The organism is Limnohabitans lacus, assembly GCF_030053395.1.
GTDB lineage: Bacteria > Pseudomonadota > Gammaproteobacteria > Burkholderiales > Burkholderiaceae_C > Limnohabitans_A > Limnohabitans_A lacus.
The window spans coordinates 254313-271738 of the sequence record NZ_JASGBH010000002.1 but is presented as its reverse complement, the minus strand read 5'-3'; the positions used below and the strand labels follow the sequence as shown (position 1 = coordinate 271738).

At 61.8% G+C, this 17426-nt stretch carries 14 protein-coding genes; 8 read left to right on the top strand and 6 right to left on the bottom strand.

What is annotated here, in order from left to right:
* Nucleotides 1-35: 35 nt before the first annotated feature.
* On the bottom strand, nt 36-1187 hold the full coding sequence (locus QLQ16_RS03885; RefSeq protein ID WP_283223372.1) for an alkane 1-monooxygenase: 1152 nt from the start codon (nt 1185-1187) through the stop codon (nt 36-38).
* A 209-nt stretch (nt 1188-1396) separates the two neighbouring features.
* Between QLQ16_RS03885 and QLQ16_RS03880 the strand changes: the two genes are divergently transcribed.
* Nucleotides 1397-2983, top strand: a complete 1587-nt coding sequence (locus QLQ16_RS03880; RefSeq protein WP_283223371.1) for a GMC family oxidoreductase — start codon at nt 1397-1399, stop codon at nt 2981-2983.
* A 48-nt stretch (nt 2984-3031) separates the two neighbouring features.
* Here the strand turns inward: QLQ16_RS03880 and gap are convergent, their stop codons facing one another.
* Together gap and tkt are read right to left on the bottom strand one after the other, a co-directional pair.
* A complete protein-coding gene (gene gap / locus QLQ16_RS03875; protein ID WP_283223370.1) occupies nt 3032-4039 on the bottom strand; it encodes a type I glyceraldehyde-3-phosphate dehydrogenase in 1008 nt (335 codons plus the stop codon).
* A gap of 136 nt (nt 4040-4175) precedes the next feature.
* Nucleotides 4176-6203, bottom strand: a complete 2028-nt coding sequence (tkt, locus tag QLQ16_RS03870) for a transketolase (RefSeq protein WP_283223369.1) — start codon at nt 6201-6203, stop codon at nt 4176-4178.
* Nucleotides 6204-6337: 134 nt separating this feature from the next.
* Here tkt and QLQ16_RS03865 point away from each other — a divergent pair, with 134 nt between their 5' ends.
* The 7 genes from QLQ16_RS03865 to QLQ16_RS03835 all read left to right on the top strand — a co-directional run bounded on the left by QLQ16_RS03865 (nt 6338) and on the right by QLQ16_RS03835 (nt 12766).
* The gene (locus QLQ16_RS03865; protein ID WP_283223368.1) at nt 6338-7090 is read left to right on the top strand and encodes a nucleotidyltransferase family protein; all 753 of its coding nucleotides are present in this window, start codon (nt 6338-6340) and stop codon (nt 7088-7090) included.
* A gap of 35 nt (nt 7091-7125) precedes the next feature.
* A complete protein-coding gene (locus tag QLQ16_RS03860) occupies nt 7126-8517 on the top strand; it encodes an aminopeptidase P N-terminal domain-containing protein (protein ID WP_283223367.1) in 1392 nt (463 codons plus the stop codon).
* Nucleotides 8514-9098, top strand: coding sequence for an MOSC domain-containing protein (locus tag QLQ16_RS03855; protein ID WP_431310378.1), 585 nt, complete (start codon nt 8514-8516; stop codon nt 9096-9098). The genes QLQ16_RS03860 and QLQ16_RS03855 overlap by 4 nt, the downstream gene beginning before the upstream one ends.
* A gap of 160 nt (nt 9099-9258) precedes the next feature.
* Nucleotides 9259-11562, top strand: a complete 2304-nt coding sequence (locus QLQ16_RS03850; protein ID WP_283223365.1) for an NADP-dependent malic enzyme — start codon at nt 9259-9261, stop codon at nt 11560-11562.
* Between the two features lie 279 nt (nt 11563-11841).
* Nucleotides 11842-12129, top strand: a complete 288-nt coding sequence (locus QLQ16_RS03845) for a guanyl-specific ribonuclease (RefSeq protein ID WP_431310377.1) — start codon at nt 11842-11844, stop codon at nt 12127-12129.
* Nucleotides 12130-12158: 29 nt separating this feature from the next.
* The gene (locus QLQ16_RS03840; RefSeq protein ID WP_283223363.1) at nt 12159-12584 is read left to right on the top strand and encodes a barstar family protein; all 426 of its coding nucleotides are present in this window, start codon (nt 12159-12161) and stop codon (nt 12582-12584) included.
* Nucleotides 12563-12766 (top strand): hypothetical protein, encoded by a 204-nt coding sequence (locus QLQ16_RS03835; protein WP_283223362.1) that lies wholly within the window; start codon nt 12563-12565, stop codon nt 12764-12766. The genes QLQ16_RS03840 and QLQ16_RS03835 overlap by 22 nt, the downstream gene beginning before the upstream one ends.
* Nucleotides 12767-12840: 74 nt before the next feature.
* On the opposite strand, the gene rsmA is transcribed toward QLQ16_RS03835, so the two are convergent.
* Genes rsmA through QLQ16_RS03820 form a run of 3 tightly spaced genes read right to left on the bottom strand, consistent with a single transcriptional unit; the run spans nt 12841 to nt 17361 of the window.
* On the bottom strand, nt 12841-13623 hold the full coding sequence (rsmA, locus tag QLQ16_RS03830; protein WP_283223361.1) for a 16S rRNA (adenine(1518)-N(6)/adenine(1519)-N(6))-dimethyltransferase RsmA: 783 nt from the start codon (nt 13621-13623) through the stop codon (nt 12841-12843).
* Nucleotides 13620-14951 (bottom strand): peptidylprolyl isomerase, encoded by a 1332-nt coding sequence (locus QLQ16_RS03825; protein ID WP_283223360.1) that lies wholly within the window; start codon nt 14949-14951, stop codon nt 13620-13622. Before QLQ16_RS03825 ends, rsmA begins: the two co-directional genes overlap by 4 nt.
* Nucleotides 14944-17361, bottom strand: a complete 2418-nt coding sequence (locus QLQ16_RS03820; RefSeq protein ID WP_283223359.1) for an LPS-assembly protein LptD — start codon at nt 17359-17361, stop codon at nt 14944-14946. Before QLQ16_RS03820 ends, QLQ16_RS03825 begins: the two co-directional genes overlap by 8 nt.
* Nucleotides 17362-17426: the final 65 nt, after the last annotated feature.

Here is a 17426-nt window from a genome sequence, read left to right as displayed (position 1 = left end):
GTCTGATTTGTGGGGTCCGACGTGTCCCCCTTGAATCAAGCCCAGCGCTGCATCAGCTTGCGCCGGGCCGACGCTTGCACATTCACCAAGCTCAGGTCGCCGCCATAGTGGGCCATCACCCGGCGGTCCATCCACGCAAACCACAGGGGCGGGCAGTAAGCCACCGAAATCATGGTGGCGTAACCCGCCGGCAGTTGCGGTGCCGAGGCGAAATGCCTCAGCGCCTGGTAGCGGCGGCTGGGGTGGGCGTGGTGGTCGGAATGCCTTTGCAATTGGTACAACAACAAGTTGCCCACCAAGTGGTTGCTGTTCCATGAATGCTCGGGTTCGCAGCGCACATAGCGGCCGGCCGTGTCTTTTTGCCGGAGCAAACCGTAGTGCTCGACATAGTTCACCACCTCCAGCATGGAGGCCGCGTACACGGCTTGCACCAGCAAAAAGGGCAGCGCCATCCAGCCCAGCCCAGCCACCAAAGCACCCCACAAAACCAGCGTCAGGCCCCAGGCTTGGAGGTTGTGGTTTTGGGGGTGCCAAACGCGCATGCCTTGTTTGCTCAAGCGCTCGTGCTCCAGCGCCCAGGCCGATTGCCAGCTGCCCCACACAGAGCGTGGCAAAAAAGCCCAAAAACTTTCACCCATGCGTGCGCTGGCCGGGTCTTCGGGTGTGGCCACGCGTTTGTGGTGGCCCCGGTTGTGTTCCACAAAAAAGTGGCCATACCCACTGGGGGCCAAGGCGATCTTGGACAGCCATCGGTCCAGTGTCTCTTTTTTGTGGCCCAGTTCGTGCGCGGTGCCAATGCCAATGCCGTTGATGGCCCCCACCGTCAACACCAAGGCGATGTAGCCCCACCACGGCAGCACATGCGTGGCCGCAATCCAGGCACCCAAGACCGTGCCGATCATTTGCAGGGGCACATAGGCCCACACCATGGCGCGGTAAAACATGTCCTGATCGAGTTGCGCCACCGCCGATTCGGGTGGGTTGCTGAAGTCCTCGCCCAACACGCGGTCGAGTACCGGCAACAAGGCATGGATGACCAGCGGGGCCAGCAGCATGCACCACCATTGCCCACGCCAGACGAAGGCCAGCAAAGAACCCGTGAAAGCCAGCGGGATGGCGGGGCTCAGCAGCCACCACCAGCGCTTGTCTTGCCAAGCCTGTTCGAGTTCGACGGAGGAGCTGCTCATAAGAGCGGCCTGCTGAACTGTTTGGGGCCGACAACTTCAATCGCGATGGGCATGACTTGTCTCCAAATTTTGGCCATTGTGATGGATCTGAGGGGCAAAAGGATGTCGCCTCGGGGTGTGCTGGATGGTTCGGGCTTGACGCGCACATGACCCACCACCCGATGGGGGTGCCCTTATATTGGCAGCACAAGCATTTGGACGGGGACTTCATGGAATTTGACTACGTGATCGTGGGCGGCGGATCGGCCGGTTGTGTGCTGGCCAGTCGCCTGAGCGAAGACCCTGCCGTGCAGGTGGCCCTGATCGAAGCCGGACCGCCCGACACCAGCGCCTTGATCCATTGCCCCGCTGGCATCGCGCTCATGGCCCGCACCGAAATCGTCACGCAAGGCCTGAACACCGTGCCGCAACCCGGCTTGAACGGCCGCATCGGTTTCCAGCCGCGTGGCCGCACTTTGGGGGGCTCCAGCTCCACCAACGCCATGGCCTACATACGCGGCCAACAAGTGGATTACGACACTTGGGCCCAGATGGGTTGCGCCGGTTGGTCTTGGGCCGAGGTGTTTCCCTACTTTTTGAAGGCCGAACACAACGAGCGCATCCACAACGAATGGCATGCCCAAAACGGCCCTTTGAACGTGGCCGATCTGCAAAGCCCCAATGCGTTTGCCAAGCGCTTTGTGGAGGCAGGTATGCAAGCCGGTTTGGCGCACACCACCGACTTCAACGGCCCCACCCAGGAAGGCGTGGGCCTGTACCAAGTCACGCAGAAGGCTGGCGAGCGCTTCAGCGCCGCCAAGGCCTACCTCACGCCGCACTTGGGCAGGCCCAACTTGCACGTCATGACCGGCGTGACGGTGGACCGCATTGGCCTGGTGGATGGCGTGGCGCGGCAGGTGCACACCGTCCAAGGTGGCAAGGCGCAGAGTTTGACCGCTCGGCGCGAGATCATTTTGAGCGCGGGCGCTTTCCAATCCCCCGCCATCCTCATGCGTTCGGGCATCGGGCCAGCGGCGCATTTGCAAAGCCTCGGCATCGAGGTGCTGCGCGATCTGCCCGGCGTGGGTGAAAACCTGCACGACCATCCTGACGCGGTGCTGGTGGCCGATGCGCCGGGGCAGACCGATTTGATCGGCGTGTCACCCCGTGGCGCGTGGCACACCTTGCAGGCCATGTGGGCTTGGCGGCAGCACCGCCAAGGGCGCCTGACGACCAACTTTGCCGAGGGCGGCGCGTTCTACAAAAGCCGTCCTGACGAGGCACACCCGGACATTCAGCTGCACTTTGTCGTTGCCAAACTGGTGGACCACGGCCGCCAGCTGACGATGGGGCATGGTTACTCTTTGCATGTGTGTTTGCTGCAACCCGACAGCCGAGGCCGTGTGCAACTGGCCGACCGCAACCCCAACAGCGCACCGCTGATCGACCCGCAGTTTTTGAGCGACCCGCGTGACCTGCAGCGCTTGCGCGACGGCGTTCGCCAAGCTCAAAACATCCTGGCCCAACCCGCGCTGGCCGCGTATGGCAAAGAATGGGCAGCGTCTGCCAATGCCCGCACCGACGAACAACTCGACCACTGGATTCGCCAAAACGCCGACACGGTCTACCACCCCGTGGGCACCTGCCGCATGGGGCAAGACGGCATGGCGGTGGTCGATGCGCAGCTGCGCGTGCACGGCGTGCCCGGCCTGCGCGTGGTCGACGCCTCGGTCATGCCACGCATCGTGAGCGGCAACACCAATGCGCCGACGATCATGATTGCGGAGAAGGCGGCGGATTGGATACGGGCCAGCTGACCAAGAAAAAAGCGCCCGAAGGCGCTTTTTTCTTGAGGCATCTGAAGCTCACTTCTTCTTGGCCACCACCCGCACCATCTCCAGGCACTGCTTGGCGTAACCCCATTCGTTGTCGTACCAGGCGACGATCTTGACGAAGCTTTTGTCCAGCGCAATGCCCGCGGTCGCGTCGAACACGCTGGCGCAGGGCTCGCCGCGGAAGTCGGTGGAGACGACTTTCTCGTCGGTGTAGCCCAGCACGCCTTGGAGGGCGCCTTCGCTTTGGGCTTTCATTTCGGCGCAGATTTCGGCGTAGCTCGCGTCGCTGTTCAGCTCCACCGTCAAGTCCACCACCGACACGTCAGAGGTAGGCACGCGGAAGGCCATGCCGGTGATCTTGCCCTTGATTTCGGGGATCACCACGCCCACGGCCTTGGCTGCGCCGGTGCTGCTGGGGATGATGTTTTCGAGGATGCCTCGGCCGCCGCGCCAGTCTTTGCGGGACGAGCCGTCCACGGTCATTTGGCTGGCGGTGGCGGCGTGCACGGTGGTCATCAGGCCGCGCTTGATGCCCCATTTGTCATTCAAAACCTTGACCACGGGGGCCAGGCAGTTGGTGGTGCATGACGCATTCGACACGATGGCTTCGCCAGCGTATTTCTTGTGGTTCACGCCATAGACGAACATGGGGATGCTGTCTTTGGACGGAGCCGAGATCACGACCTTTTTGGCGCCAGCGGCCAGGTGCATTTGGCTGGTGGGTTCGGTCAGGTAGTGGCCGGTGCACTCGAGCACGGTGTGCACGCCCATCTCGCCCCAGCGCAGGTTGTGGGCATCGCGTTCGTGCGAGAGTTTGATCTTTTTGCCGTTGACGATCAGGGTGTCGTCGGTGAAGTCCACGGTGCCATCAAAGCGGCCGTGCACGCTGTCGTACTTGAGCATGTAAGCCAAATAGTCGGCGGGCTTGGGGTCATTGATGCCAACGATCTGGATGTCGTCGTAGCCGTGTTTGAGGGCGGCGCGAAGGGCCAGACGGCCGATGCGGCCGAATCCGTTGATGCCAAGCTTGATGGTCATGTGAATGCCTCAGGAGAAAGTTACTAAACCGTTACGTAACCGGATTTGAAACCAAGACCCTTTCAGGATCCTGATCCCCGAACGTGGCTTCAGCGCCTTGTGGGCGCTGAAGGGGTCCGGCCGGTCAGTGGCCTTATCAGGCCTTGAGCAGTGCAGCGTGGACGGTGTCGGCCACGTTCTCGGCGGTGAAGCCGAAGTGTTTGAACAGCACGGGGGCTGGGGCCGACTCGCCGTAGGTGTCGATGCCGACCACGGCGGCGCAGCCGTATTTCCACCAGCCGTCGGTGGAGCCCATCTCGACCGCCACGCGGGGCAGGCCAGCGGGCAACACGCTTTGCTTGTATTCGGTGTCTTGGCGGTCAAACACATTGGTGCTGGGCATGGAGACCACGCGCACACCGATCTTGCGTTCGGCCAGCAGCTTTTGCGCGGCCAGGGCCAGTTGCACTTCAGAGCCGGTGGCGATGATCACGCCGTGGGTCTTCTTGATGCCCACGTTGGCAGGCTCGGACAAGACATAAGCGCCACGGCTGATGTCGCCCAGATCGCTCTTGGGCGAGTAAGCCAGGTTCTGGCGGCTCAGCAGCAGGGCCGATGGGCGGTTGGCGTTTTGCAGCGCCACGGCCCAGGCCACGGTGGTCTCAGCCGTGTCGGCGGGGCGCCACACATCCAAGCCGGGGATCAGGCGCAGGCTGGCCGCGTGCTCGATGGACTGGTGGGTGGGGCCGTCTTCGCCCAGGCCAATGGAGTCGTGGGTGAAGACGTGGATCACGCGCTGCTTCATCAGCGCGGCCATGCGGATGGCGTTGCGCGAGTAGTCAGAGAAAGTGAGGAAGGTGCCGCCGTAGGGGATGTAACCGCCGTGTAACGCCACGCCGTTCATGATGGCGGCCATGCCGAATTCGCGCACGCCGTAATTGATGTGGCGACCGATCTTTCCCTCGGTCTTGACCACGTCACCAGCCAAGTCCACGCGGAAGGCGGGCGTACTCTTGGTGTTGGTCAGGTTAGAGCCCGTCAGGTCGGCAGAGCCGCCCAGCATTTCGGGCAGGGCGGCGGTGAAGGCTTCCAGTGCCAGCTGGCTGGCCTTGCGGCTGGCCACGGTTTCGCCCTTGGTGTGGGCAGCCACGACGGCGTCAAACGCCACTTGGTTGAAGCTCTTGGGCAAGTCGCCCTTCATGCGGCGCACGAACTCTTTGGCTTGTGCAGGGAAGGCGGCTTTGTAAGCGGCAAAGTCGGTGTTCCAAGCGGCTTCGCGGGTTGCGCCAGCGGCTTTGGCGTCCCAGTCGGCATACACCTCTTTGGGGATCTTGAAAGGCTCGGCCGTCCAGCCCAGGGCTTCGCGGGTGAGCTTGATTTCTTCAGCGCCCAATGGCTCGCCGTGGGCTTTGGAGGTGCCTGCACGGTTGGGCGAGCCCTTGCCGATGGCGGTCTTGCAGACGATCAGGGTGGGCTTGTCGGCGCTGTGCTTGGCGGCAGCGATGGCCTTGGAGACGGCCGCTGCGTCGTGGCCGTCCACAGCGTCGATCACGTTCCAGCCGCAGGCGGCAAAGCGCTGGGGCGTGTTGTCGATGAACCAAGGGGCGACCTTGCCGTCGATGGAGATGCCGTTGTCGTCGTACAGAGCGATCAGTTTGTTCAGCTTCCAGGCACCGGCCAGGGCCACGGCTTCGTGGCTGATGCCTTCCATCAGGCAGCCGTCACCCATGAACACGTAGGTGTGGTGGTCCACGATCTTGTGACCGTCTTGGTTGAACTCGGCAGCCAGCATCTTCTCGGCCAGGGCCATGCCCACGGCGTTGGTGATGCCTTGGCCCAGGGGGCCGGTGGTGGTTTCTACGCCGGGGGTCACGCCCACTTCGGGGTGGCCAGCGGTTTTGCTGTGCAGGGTGCGGAAGTTTTTCAGGTCATCGAGCGACAGCTTGTAGCCGGTCAGATGGAGCACCGAATAGATCAGCATCGAGCCGTGGCCGTTGGACAGCACGAAGCGGTCGCGGTTGGCCCAGCCAGGGTTTTTGGGGTTGTGTTGCAGGTGATCGCCCCACAGTGCGACAGCCATGTCGGCCATGCCCATGGGGGCGCCGGGGTGACCGGAGTTGGCTTGTTGAACAGCGTCCATTGCAAGGGCGCGGATGGCGTTTGCCATTTGTTGTTGATTGGCCATGGGGGCAACTCCGGGAAAAGTATTCTGGAAAACCCGAGATTTTAGCGGTTTGGACCAGGCTTGATGTGCAAATGTGGCCGCCCAGTGCCCTTGGCGAGCGACAACCGGTGTACGGAACATGGCAACATCACGGCATGACCGCTATTGAAAAGACAAGCGCCAATGGCGCTCAGGCCATGGTGTTGGCCGCAGGCCGCGGCGAGCGCATGCGCCCCCTGACCGATGCCACCCCCAAGCCCATGCTGACCGTGCGCGGCCAGCCCTTGATGCTGTGGCCCATGCAGGCCTTGGCCCGCGAGGGCTTCACGCGCCAGCTGATCAACACCGCTTGGTTGGGGGAGCAGATCCCTGCGCATTTTGGGCAACAAGTCGTTTGGGCTGGGCTGCCGCCGGTGGATCTGACCTACTCCCACGAGGCGCAGGACTTTGGCCATGCGCTCGAGACCGCAGGCGGCATCGTGCGTGCGCTGCCCCAATTGGCCGAGGTGTTTTGGGTGGTGGCGGGGGATGTGTTTGCCCCTGACTTCGTGTTTGCCGCCGAATCGGCCCGCCGCTTTGCCGCCAGCGACCAGCTGGCCCACCTGTGGCTGGTGCCCAACCCGCCGCACAACCCGGGCGGTGACTTTGGCTTGTCGTCCACAGGCAGCGTGCTGAATTTGCCCAAGGGCGCAGCGGCTTGTGATTACACCTTCAGCACCATCGCTTTGTACAAGCGGGCCTTCTTTGCCGACTGCGGCCTGCCTGCGGGCAACCCAGCGGGCGTGGCGCTGGCGCTGGCGCCTTTGCTGCGCGCCGCCATGGACCGGGGGCAGGTCAGCGGCGAGGTCTACAGCGGCCCCTGGACCGATGTGGGCACGCCCGAGCGCCTGGCGGCTTTGAATGCCTGACCGCCATAATGAATGCAACGATTCCTCGAAACACCATGATTGAACACGCATCCATTTACGCCCAGCGCCGTGCCCGCGTGGCATCGCAGTTGGGCCACGGCGGTCTGGCCATCATCCCCACCGCGCCCGAGCGTCAGCGCAACCGCGACAGCGATTTCCTGTACCGGCACGACAGCTATTTTTATTACCTCACGGGCTTCACCGAACCCAATGCCACGCTGGTGATCACGGCCGAAGGCGAAGCGACTTTGTTTTGCCAGCCCAAAGACATGGAGCGCGAGATCTGGGACGGCATCCGTTTGGGTCCTGACGCCGCACCGGCCTTTTTGGGCGTGAACAAGGCGTTTTCCTCGGCCGATTTGGCCGCGCAGATGCCCAAGCTTTTGGAAAACCGCAGCACCGTTTGGTACCCGTTTGCCACCCACACTGGCCTGGAGGGCCGTGTGGACGGCTGGCTGCAGTCGGTGCGTGCGCGTGTGCGTTTTGGTGCTTTGTGCCCCGACTTGCAACGCGACCTGTGCAGCGTGCTCGACGAGATGCGGCTGGTCAAAGATGCACACGAGCAGGGCATCATGCGCCGCGCCTCGCAAATCAGTGCACACGCCCATGTGCGCGCCATGCAGCGCAGTGCCGCCATGCTGCGTGCCGGACAAGATGTGCGTGAATACCATTTGGATGCAGAGTTACTGCACGAGTTTCGCCAGCACGGCTCGCAGTACCCGGCCTATGGCTCGATCGTGGCCGCCGGGGCCAATGCCTGCGTTTTGCATTACCGCGCCGACGCCGGCCCCATCCGTGATGGCGAATTGGTCTTGATCGATGCCGGTTGCGAGCTCGACGGTTACGCCAGCGACATCACCCGCACCTTCCCGGCCAATGGCCGGTTCACCGGACCGCAACGCGCTTTGTACGATCTGGTGCTGGCGTCTCAAGACGAGGCCGTGGCCGCCACCAAGGCGGGTGCCCGCTTTGTGGAGCCGCATGAGGCCACCGTAGCAGTGCTGGCGCAGGGCTTGCTTGATTTGGGCTTGCTCGACAAGAGCAAGGTCGGCAGCGCACAAGACGTGATCGCCAACCGCAGCTATTTCCCGTTTTACATGCACCGCACCGGCCACTGGCTGGGCATGGATGTGCACGACTGCGGCAGCTATGTGGAGCCCTCGCAGGTGGGTCAGGTCAGCGAGCGCAAAGACCCGCTGAGCGGCGAGACCATCAAAGACCGCCCCAGCCGCATCTTGCAGCCGGGCATGGTGCTGACCATCGAGCCGGGTTTGTATGTGCGCCCTGCCGAAGGCGTACCAGAGCAGTTCTGGAACATCGGCATCCGCATCGAAGACGACGCCATCGTGACCGAGACCGGTTGCGAGCTGATCACGCGCGGTGTGCCGGTCAAAGCCGACGAGATCGAAGCCCTGATGAAAGGCTGACCGTGAAAGGTCGTGTGCGCTCGATCCAGACCGGCACGGTGCGGCCCTTGCGGGTGGGCGACCGCAAACTGATGTCGGCCATCGGCAAAACGTCGGTGCCCCAAGCGCACGCGGGCCCGCTGGGCTTGGCGGGCGATGAACAGTCAGATTTGAGTGTGCATGGCGGGCTGAGCAAAGCCATCTATGCCTTGCCCTTTGAGCACCTCGCCTGGTGGCAGGCACAACGCCAAAAGCAAGGCGTGACCTTGTTCGACGAGCCTTTGGCCCCCGGCTATTTGGGCGAGAACCTGAGCTTGGAGGGTGTGCTGGAGGACCAGGTGTTCATCGGTGACCTCTTGCGTTTTGACGAGGTGGTGCTGCGTGTGACGCAGCCGCGTGAGCCCTGCGGCAAGTTCAACGCGGTGATGGCTTATGCCCAGGCCGCCAAAGACATGGTGCAAAGCGGACGTTGCGGGTTTTATCTGGCCGTCGATGTGGGCGGCGCCTTGCGTGCTGGCGAGTCGTTCACCCTAGAGCGGGGCCCGCAAGCGGTGTCGATTGCACAGGCCTTGGGCCACAAAGCGTGGAAGCATTTGCGCTGATGCAGATCACAAGTCGCACCGTCATCTGTGCGTAAAAGTCAAAAGCCAACTCACTTTCTGCGCAGATTGACGCATGGCGAGGCGTCATGTGAGCGGACTACAATGGGAAAAACAATATCACCAGATGAAATTTTTGGTCGATGACACGATGGAGATCACCATGAGCAACAAGCTCCAAGCCGAAGACAAACGCAACCAATTGCGCAAAGCCGCACTCGAATACCACGAGTTCCCCACCCCCGGCAAAATCGCCATCGCGCCCACCAAGCAGCTGGTCAACCAGCACGACTTGGCGCTGGCTTATTCACCCGGTGTGGCCGCCCCTTGCGAAGAGATCGTCAAGGATCCTGCGGCCGCTTTCAAGTACACCAGCCGCGGCAACCTGGTGGGCGTGGTGACCAACGGCACCGCCGTGCTGGGCTTGGGCGACATCGGTCCCTTGGCCAGCAAACCGGTCATGGAAGGCAAGGGCGTCCTGTTCAAGAAGTTCTCGGGTATCGACTCGTTCGACATCGAGATCAATGAAAAAGACCCCGACAAACTGGTCGAAATCATCGCCTCGCTGGAGCCTACATTCGGAGGCATCAACCTCGAAGACATCAAGGCGCCTGATTGCTTCTACATCGAGCGCAAGCTGCGTGAGCGCATGAAGATCCCGGTCTTCCACGACGACCAGCACGGCACCGCCATCGTGGTGGGCGCGGCCATCTTGAACGGCCTGAAGGTCGTGGGCAAAGACCCCAAGAAAGTCAAACTGGTCACCTCGGGCGCGGGCGCTGCGGCGCTGGCCTGCTTGGGCCTCTTGGTCAAGCTGGGCATCCCCCGCGAAAACATCTGGGTCACCGACCTGGCCGGCGTGGTCTACGAAGGCCGCACCGAGCTGATGGACGAAGACAAGATCCAGTTCGTGCAAAAGACCGACCAGCGCACGCTGGCCGAAGTGATTGACGGCGCAGACGTGTTCCTGGGCCTGTCGGCCGGTGGCGTGCTCAAGCAAGACATGGTGCGCAAGATGGCCGCCAAGCCGCTGATCTTTGCGCTGGCCAATCCCAACCCCGAGATCCTGCCCGAAGACGTCAAAGCCGTGCGCGATGACGCCATCATGGCCACGGGCCGCACCGACTACCCCAACCAGGTCAACAATGTCCTGTGCTTCCCCTACATCTTCCGAGGTGCACTCGACAGCGGCGCGACCACCATCACGCTGGAGATGGAAATCGCGGCCGTGCATGCCATTGCCGAGTTGGCGCAGGCCGAGCAAAGCGAAGTGGTGGCCGCAGCCTATGCGGGCGAGCCTTTGGCTTTTGGCCCCGAGTACCTGATTCCCAAGCCTTTTGATCCGCGCTTGATGATGAAGATCGCACCGGCCGTGGCCCAGGCCGCAGCCGACAGCGGCGTGGCCCAGCGCCCGATTGCCGATTTGGACGCCTACCGCGAACGCCTGCAAGGCTTTGTGTACGCCTCGGGCACGATGATGAAACCCATCTTCACCGCCGCCAAGCGCGCCTTGAAGAAGCGCATCGCCTACAGCGAAGGCGAAGAAGAACGCGTCTTGCGCGCCGCCCAGATCGTGGTGGACGAGGGCATTGCCCGCCCCACCCTGATCGGTCGCCCCGCCGTGATCGCCGAGCGCATCGAGAAATTCGGCTTGCGCCTGAAAGAAGAGTTGGACTACGACGTGGTCAACGTCGAGATGGACCACCGCTACCGCGACTTCTGGCAGACCTACCACCGCATGACCGAGCGCAAAGGCATCACCCAGCAGATCGCCAAGATCGAGATGCGCCGCCGCCTGTCGCTGATCGGCGCCATGCTGCTGCACAAGGGCGATGTGGACGGCATGATTTGCGGCACGTGGGGCACCAACCCCATGCACTTGAGCTACATCGACCAGGTGGTGGGCAAGCGCAAGGGCGTGAACACCTTCGCCTGCATGAACGGTTTGATGCTGCCTGGCCGCCAGGTGTTCATGGTGGACACCCACGTCAACTACGACCCGACCGCTGAGCAACTGGCCGAAATCACCGTGATGGCCGCTGAAGAGATGCGCCGTTTCGGCCTCAAGCCCAAAGCGGCTTTGCTCTCGCATTCCAACTTTGGCTCGTCCAACCAACCCAGCGCGATCAAGATGCGCCAGGTGCTGGAGCTGTTGCGCAGCAACGCGCCCTGGCTGGAAGTGGACGGCGAGATGCACGGCGACGTGGCCTTGGACGCCGCGGCGCGTCAGGCCATCATGCCCAACAGCACGCTGGCCGGTGACGCCAATTTGTTGGTACTGCCCAACATCGACGCGGCCAACATCGCCTACAACCTGCTCAAGACCGCCGCCGGTGGCAACATTGCCGTCGGCCCGGTCTTGCTCGGCGCCTCCAAGCCGGTTCACATCCTCACGCCCAGCACCACGGTGCGACGCATTGTGAACATGACGGCATTGACGGTGGCCGACGCCAACGTTGCGCGTTAAAGGGTTCGACGCCAGCGAGCGCTAACTTTCTGGCGTCCTTTCCCCTACGGGATTGCTCATTAAACGAGCAAGTACTTGCATTTTTGTGACAATTGCATCACACTAGCGCCTTCGAGTTTTCGGGTTAACCCGGAGCTCTTGAAAGGTGTTTTCATGAAGGCAGTGCGCAAAAACCGCGGCTTGCAACGCTGGATCGCAGCGTTCGTTGCGGGGATGATGATGACTTGCACCATATCGGTGCATGCCAAGACCACTGCCGAAGCGTCAACTTCACCAACGATGTTGGTGGCAGACCTGCCGCGAGAAGGCCAAGAAACTTACCAACTCATCCGCAAGGGTGGTCCTTTTCCGTACGAAAAGGACGGGGTGGTTTTTGGCAATCGTGAACGTTTGTTGCCCCGGCAAGACCGGGGTTACTACCGTGAATACACCGTCAAGACCCCTGGGTCGCGTGACCGCGGCGCCCGACGCATCGTGTGTGGTGGACAAGAGCCTCGCAACCCGAAGGCCTGTTACTACACCCAAGACCACTACGCGAGTTTTCGCCAATTGGTCGACAAGAACTGATTTTTGACTTGAGAGAAAGAAACCCGGAGATGGACACGCCGATTCGTCATGACCAAGAGACGCCCCTGAAGGGCGTGCGGTCTAACATCGTGCAGTCGATCCGCGCTTACCGCGTGAGCGACTTGCAAGAGGCCGCCCAAGGCTTGGGCCACCACTTTTTGTATGCCAACCTGGCCGAAGCCCAGAGCAAACAAGACGTGTTGGACCTCATTGGTGCGCAATTCACCCTGCCTTCGCACTTCGGCAAAAATTTTGATGCCCTGTACGACTGCATGACCGACCCACTGCACAAGTCGGGTCCACAGCCTGGCTTCATCGTGGTGCTGGAGTCGATTCCTGCCAACTTGAAGTTCGACAAGGAAGCCCGCGAGCAATTGCTGGACATCTTCCGCGACACGGCCGATTACTGGGGAGACAGGAAGATACCCTTCCGATGCTTCTATTCTTTTCTGTAGCCCGTTCTGCGCAAAACAGCCAAGCAGGACGGGCGATTGAGGCACAAACCGAAGAAGCCGAAGTGGCCGAATCGATCGAAGAAGGCGAAAAAATGCCGACCGACAAATTGGTCGACGTCTCGCCTTTGGCGCTGCGCATGAGCAGCCCATTCAACGCAGGATACTGGCTCGCAGCCGCCTGATCTGTGCGTTGAGCCACGCAGGTGGCCATGAAAAAAGCCCGTCATTGACGGGCTTTTTCTTTGGGCGAGCGGCTTCAGACCGCTTGTGCCAAGGCCACGAACTCGGCCACCGGCACTTCTTCGGCGCGGCGTTGCAGATCGAACTGGCCTGCAAAGCCCTTTTCATCGAGCCACTTGCCCAAGGTGTTGCGCAAGATCTTGCGGCGCTGGCTGAAGGCCACCTGCACCAGTGTTTCCAGGGTCTTCACGTTCACAGCGGGCGGCTCGGCCAAAGGCACCATGCGCACCACGGCGCTGTCCACGCGCGGCGGTGGGTCAAAGCTTTCGGGCGGCACAAACAGCACGTTTTCCATGGCGTAGCGCCATTGCAGCATGACCGACAGCCGGCTGTAGTCCGAGGTGGCGGGCTGGGCCACCATGCGGTCGATCACCTCTTTTTGCAGCATGAAGTGCTGGTCTTCAATCACCGCCACGTGCTCGAGCAAATGGAACAAGATGGGTGTGGAGATGTTGTAGGGCAAGTTGCCCACCACGCGGATTTTGCTGGCTTTGGCCGGGGCCGTTTGCGCGGCCAACATGGTTTGCGACAGCTCGGTGAAGTTGACCTTGAGCACATCGGATTCAACCACCGTGAGCTGCTCATGCAGGCGCAAGCGCACGGCCAAATCGCGGTCAAGCTCCACCACCGTCAGGTGACCCAGGCGCTCCACCAGCGGCTGCGTGAGGGCGGCCAGGCCGGGCCCGATCTCGACCATGGGTTGGCCCGCTTGCGGGCCGATGGCGTCCACGATGGCATCGATGATGCCGCCGTCGGTCAGAAAATGCTGACCGAAACGTTTGCGGGCGATGTGTTTCATTGGGGCGGCTCGCGCATCTCGACATAAGCGCGGCTGCGCACATCGTCGACCCAAATGTTGTAGGCCTCTTCGGTTTTCTTTTCACGCAGGGCGCTGCGTGCCACGGCGCGTTGGTCTTGATCGGACAAAGGCGCATTGCGGCGCTCCATCACTTCGATCAGGTGCACGCCAAAACGCGACACCAAAGGTTCGGCCACCTGTCCGGGGCGCAGGCGGTTCATGACCTGCTCAAACTCGGGGACAAACATGCCCGGATTGGCCCAGCCCAGATCACCGCCTTGCGCGGCACTGCCGTCTTGTGAAATTTGACGGGCCACAGCCGCAAAGTCGGCTTTGCCGGACACGATGCTTTGGCGCAGCTCATTCAAACGCGCCACCACCTGGGCTTGCGGTGCTTGCGCTGTGGGTCGCACCAAGATGTGGCGGGCGCGGGTTTGCGTGACCATCAAGGTGGCTTGGCCCTGGCGGCGATCGAGCACCTTGAGGATGTGAAAGCCGGCGCCCGAACGCACCACCGCGGAGGTGGCGCCCACGCGCACATTGCGGGTGGCGTTCAGAAACAAATCGGGGTAGCGCTCTGATGGGCGCAGACCCATCTCGCCACCGTTGGCGCCTTTGTCCATGGCTTGGGAAAACTTTTTCGCCAGCTCGGCAAAGTTCTCGCCGCTGCGGGCACGGCGGGCCACGTCTTCGGCCTGTTCTTGCAGGGCCTTGATCTGGGCCTCGGTGCTGCTCTCGGGCACGGCGATCAGGATCATGGCCAAGTTCAGGTCGATGGCGGCTTGGCCGCCTTGCGCCTGGATTTGTTCTTGCAGGTATTGCTCGACTTCTTGGTCGCTCACGCGCACGCGACCTTCCACCTCGCGTTCACGCACACGGCTGAGCATCAATTGGTCGCGCAACTGGTCGCGAAAGGTTTTGACCGTGAGGCCTTCTTTGCTCAAGTTTTTGCGCAGCTCATCGCGCGTGACTTGGTTGTTGGACGCCACATTCATTTCGGCCGAATCGATGGCTTCGTCTTCGATCTTGATGCCCGCATCACGGGCTTGTTGCAGCTGGGCTTTTTCGTTGATCAGCTGTTCCAGCGCTTTGCGGTTGAGCTCAGCAGGCGTGGCATCAGGGGCTGCGCGTCTATCGCGCGATAGACGCAACTTCAGGGCCTGAACGTCCTGGTTGGTGATCGGCTCGGAGTTGACCACGGCGACGATGAAGTCCGCTGGGCGGGGGATGCTGGACTGGGCTGCGGCACCCGTGCTGCACAGCAAGCCGGCCAAGCCCAGAGCGCAGGCCCATACGAGCCAGCGTGTGGAAGAGAAATGATCATTCATAAGACTGGAATCGGCTCGGTTGTTCGGTGGTGTCACGCAGGAATTGGTAATTGGTGATGTTGTTGCGCAGGCTTTGCAAAGGGCTGGCGCCCACTCTGGCCAAGCCTGAAAACTCCAACTGGAACATTAATTGGGTGCTGGCCGTGCTGACGGTGCTTTGCAGGCGCTGTAAAACGACGCGCCCCAACCAGCAGCCGGCATCGTATTCGAAGCCGATGATGGTGTCCACGAGGCGTCTTTCAGTCAAGCTGAAGTTCATGCGGCCCACGCTGTACCAGCGGTCGGGGCCCAGGCCTTGGCCGCGTGTTCGGGTCCAGGCGGTTTCGGTCTCTCGGTCACCGCCGCCCCACAAGTCGTTGATCGGCCATTGCCAGCCCATGTCCACCTGCTCGCTCACCCCTTGGTTGAGTCGGTAGGCGACGTTGAACACGCGGTAAGGCGTGGGGTTGTAACGGCTTTGCAAGGTGGTGCGGGTGATCGCGTTGGTTTGTGAATTGACCTGCACCGTGGAGTCCACCGTCCAGCGATCGGACCAGCGCACGCCAGCGCCCAGCAGCATGTCACTCAGGCCTGCAGAAATGGTCGATTGCCCTGGCAAGACCACTTGCTGACTGTCGAAACGGATGCGCTGGGCCATGCCCAGCTTCAACCTCTCTGCGCCCGATTGCGCATCGAAAAAGCGGGTCGTGACGCCCAAAGTCAGTGAGTTGTTGTCCACCAAGCGGTCCTGGCCCACATAGGGGTTCTCGCTGTAAATGGTGGACAGGTTGAAGTCGGCTGCACCGCTGTCGTAAAGCGGCAGCAAGCTTTGGTCGCGGTAGGGCGTGCGGGCATAAAAAGCCCGTGGCTCCAGGGTTTGCAAAATGTCTTTGCCAAACCAGTTGGTTTCACGCTCAAACACCAATCCCGAATCCACACTGAACGTGGGCAAGGCTCGGTTGAACGCGCTTTCGCCAGTGCTCAGGGCGTTGTCCAGCTGGTAGCGCGTGGCGTGCATTTGCAGCTTGGGCGTGACAAAGCCCCAAGGGCGAACCCAAGGCCGGCTCACTTGCGCTTGCACATAACTGCGTTCGCCATTGCGCAAGCTGGCCAAAGTGGCGGCGCTCACATTCGGGATGCGTGAAAAATCCGTTTCGAAGCGGGTCGTGTCGCCCACCACCGACCAGTCCAGGCCTTCGGCATTCCACTGGCCATAGCGCATCGTGATTTGCGGTGCGCGGTCATAAGGTGGGGTGATGGCGGCCGTGTCAATTTGCAGGGTTTGCCAGCGCTGCACCTGGGCCGTCATGTTGAAGTTGCCGCGCCCCCAAGACACCACGCCGGTCGACGGCAGCAAGCGCTGGGTCAAGGCCAGCCCCGAGCGTGGAAAGTCACGCCAGAAATTGTCATCGCTCACGCGGTTGAGGGTCAGTCCCACACCGACACGGCCCACCGCATCCAGACCCGTGTCCAGGCTGCCATTGTGCTGCGTGGTCATGCCCCAGCGCGACTGCTGGCGCAGGCTGTCGTTGGGCATGGCGATCAGGCGGGCTTGGCCTTTGTAGTCTTGCTCCAGGTATCGGAACTCGCTGTCCACCGAGGCACCGCGCTTGCTCATCAAGTGGGTGGTGATGGTGGCGTCGCGGTTGGGTGCGATGGCCAAGTAGTAGGGCGCCGACATGCTCAAGCCACTGACCGAATCGACGCCAATCAGCGAAGGCAAGAAGCCTGATTTGGGCTCGTCGGTCATGGCAAAGCTCACCGATGAAGCGTTCATCAGGGGCACACCTTTGAAGCGCAATTGCACATCTTCGGCCTGCACGGTGGACTCTTCCATGTCCAGCGTCATGCTGGTGGCTTTGACAAACCACTCGGGCAACCACTCGGGGCCGGGTGTGCGGCGGCAGGTGGTGTAACGCGCATCGCGAACGATTTGGCGTTTGTCGTCGATGAAATCCACCTGCGAGGCATCGCCGTAGCCGCCGCTGCGGTAAAGCTCAAAAGTGGGTTTTTCAAATGTGCCCTGGAAACTGTCAACTTGCAGCTTCAAACGTGGGCCTTCGAACATGCTGCCGTCACGGCTCAGGCGCACATGGCCTTCGGCGTTCAAGATGTCTTGGCTTTGGTCGTAGAGGATGCGGTCGGCCTTGACTGCCAAGCCCGGTCTGCGCACCGTGGCTTGCCCATCGATGACCAAGTCCATGTCCGGGCGGGCCGTGACCTGATCACCCCCCACAAAGATGGCGCCTTCGCTGCGCTGGCGCTCGGAAATCCGCTCTTCCAGCATCGGGCTGCTGCGCAGCGACAAGCCCGTGCCTTGGGCTTGAGCCTGGCTGCCCAACGCGCACAACACGGCCAGCACCAGCACCCGCAAAGCGGGTGGGGCAGCAGGTGTCAGTGGCAAACGGGACAAAGCGAGAGCGGTGTGCACAAATGGGGATGGAGGATGGACAGAGGGCCGGCCTTGGCACCGGGGAGCCGAGCGCAGGCTTTGTA

What these genes read in the sequence shown, in the direction of transcription:
- QLQ16_RS03885 (WP_283223372.1), bottom strand. Translation starts at nt 1,187, where the DNA reads ATGAGCAGCTCCTCCGTCGAACTCGAACAGGCTTGGCAAGACAAGCGC.
- QLQ16_RS03880 (WP_283223371.1), top strand. Translation starts at nt 1,397, where the DNA reads ATGGAATTTGACTACGTGATCGTGGGCGGCGGATCGGCCGGTTGTGTG.
- gap (WP_283223370.1), bottom strand. Translation starts at nt 4,039, where the DNA reads ATGACCATCAAGCTTGGCATCAACGGATTCGGCCGCATCGGCCGTCTG.
- tkt (WP_283223369.1), bottom strand. Translation starts at nt 6,203, where the DNA reads ATGGCCAATCAACAACAAATGGCAAACGCCATCCGCGCCCTTGCAATG.
- QLQ16_RS03865 (WP_283223368.1), top strand. Translation starts at nt 6,338, where the DNA reads ATGACCGCTATTGAAAAGACAAGCGCCAATGGCGCTCAGGCCATGGTG.
- QLQ16_RS03860 (WP_283223367.1), top strand. Translation starts at nt 7,126, where the DNA reads ATGATTGAACACGCATCCATTTACGCCCAGCGCCGTGCCCGCGTGGCA.
- QLQ16_RS03850 (WP_283223365.1), top strand. Translation starts at nt 9,259, where the DNA reads ATGAGCAACAAGCTCCAAGCCGAAGACAAACGCAACCAATTGCGCAAA.
- QLQ16_RS03845 (WP_431310377.1), top strand. Translation starts at nt 11,842, where the DNA reads ATGTTGGTGGCAGACCTGCCGCGAGAAGGCCAAGAAACTTACCAACTC.
- QLQ16_RS03840 (WP_283223363.1), top strand. Translation starts at nt 12,159, where the DNA reads ATGGACACGCCGATTCGTCATGACCAAGAGACGCCCCTGAAGGGCGTG.
- QLQ16_RS03835 (WP_283223362.1), top strand. Translation starts at nt 12,563, where the DNA reads ATGCTTCTATTCTTTTCTGTAGCCCGTTCTGCGCAAAACAGCCAAGCA.
- rsmA (WP_283223361.1), bottom strand. Translation starts at nt 13,623, where the DNA reads ATGAAACACATCGCCCGCAAACGTTTCGGTCAGCATTTTCTGACCGAC.
- QLQ16_RS03825 (WP_283223360.1), bottom strand. Translation starts at nt 14,951, where the DNA reads ATGAATGATCATTTCTCTTCCACACGCTGGCTCGTATGGGCCTGCGCT.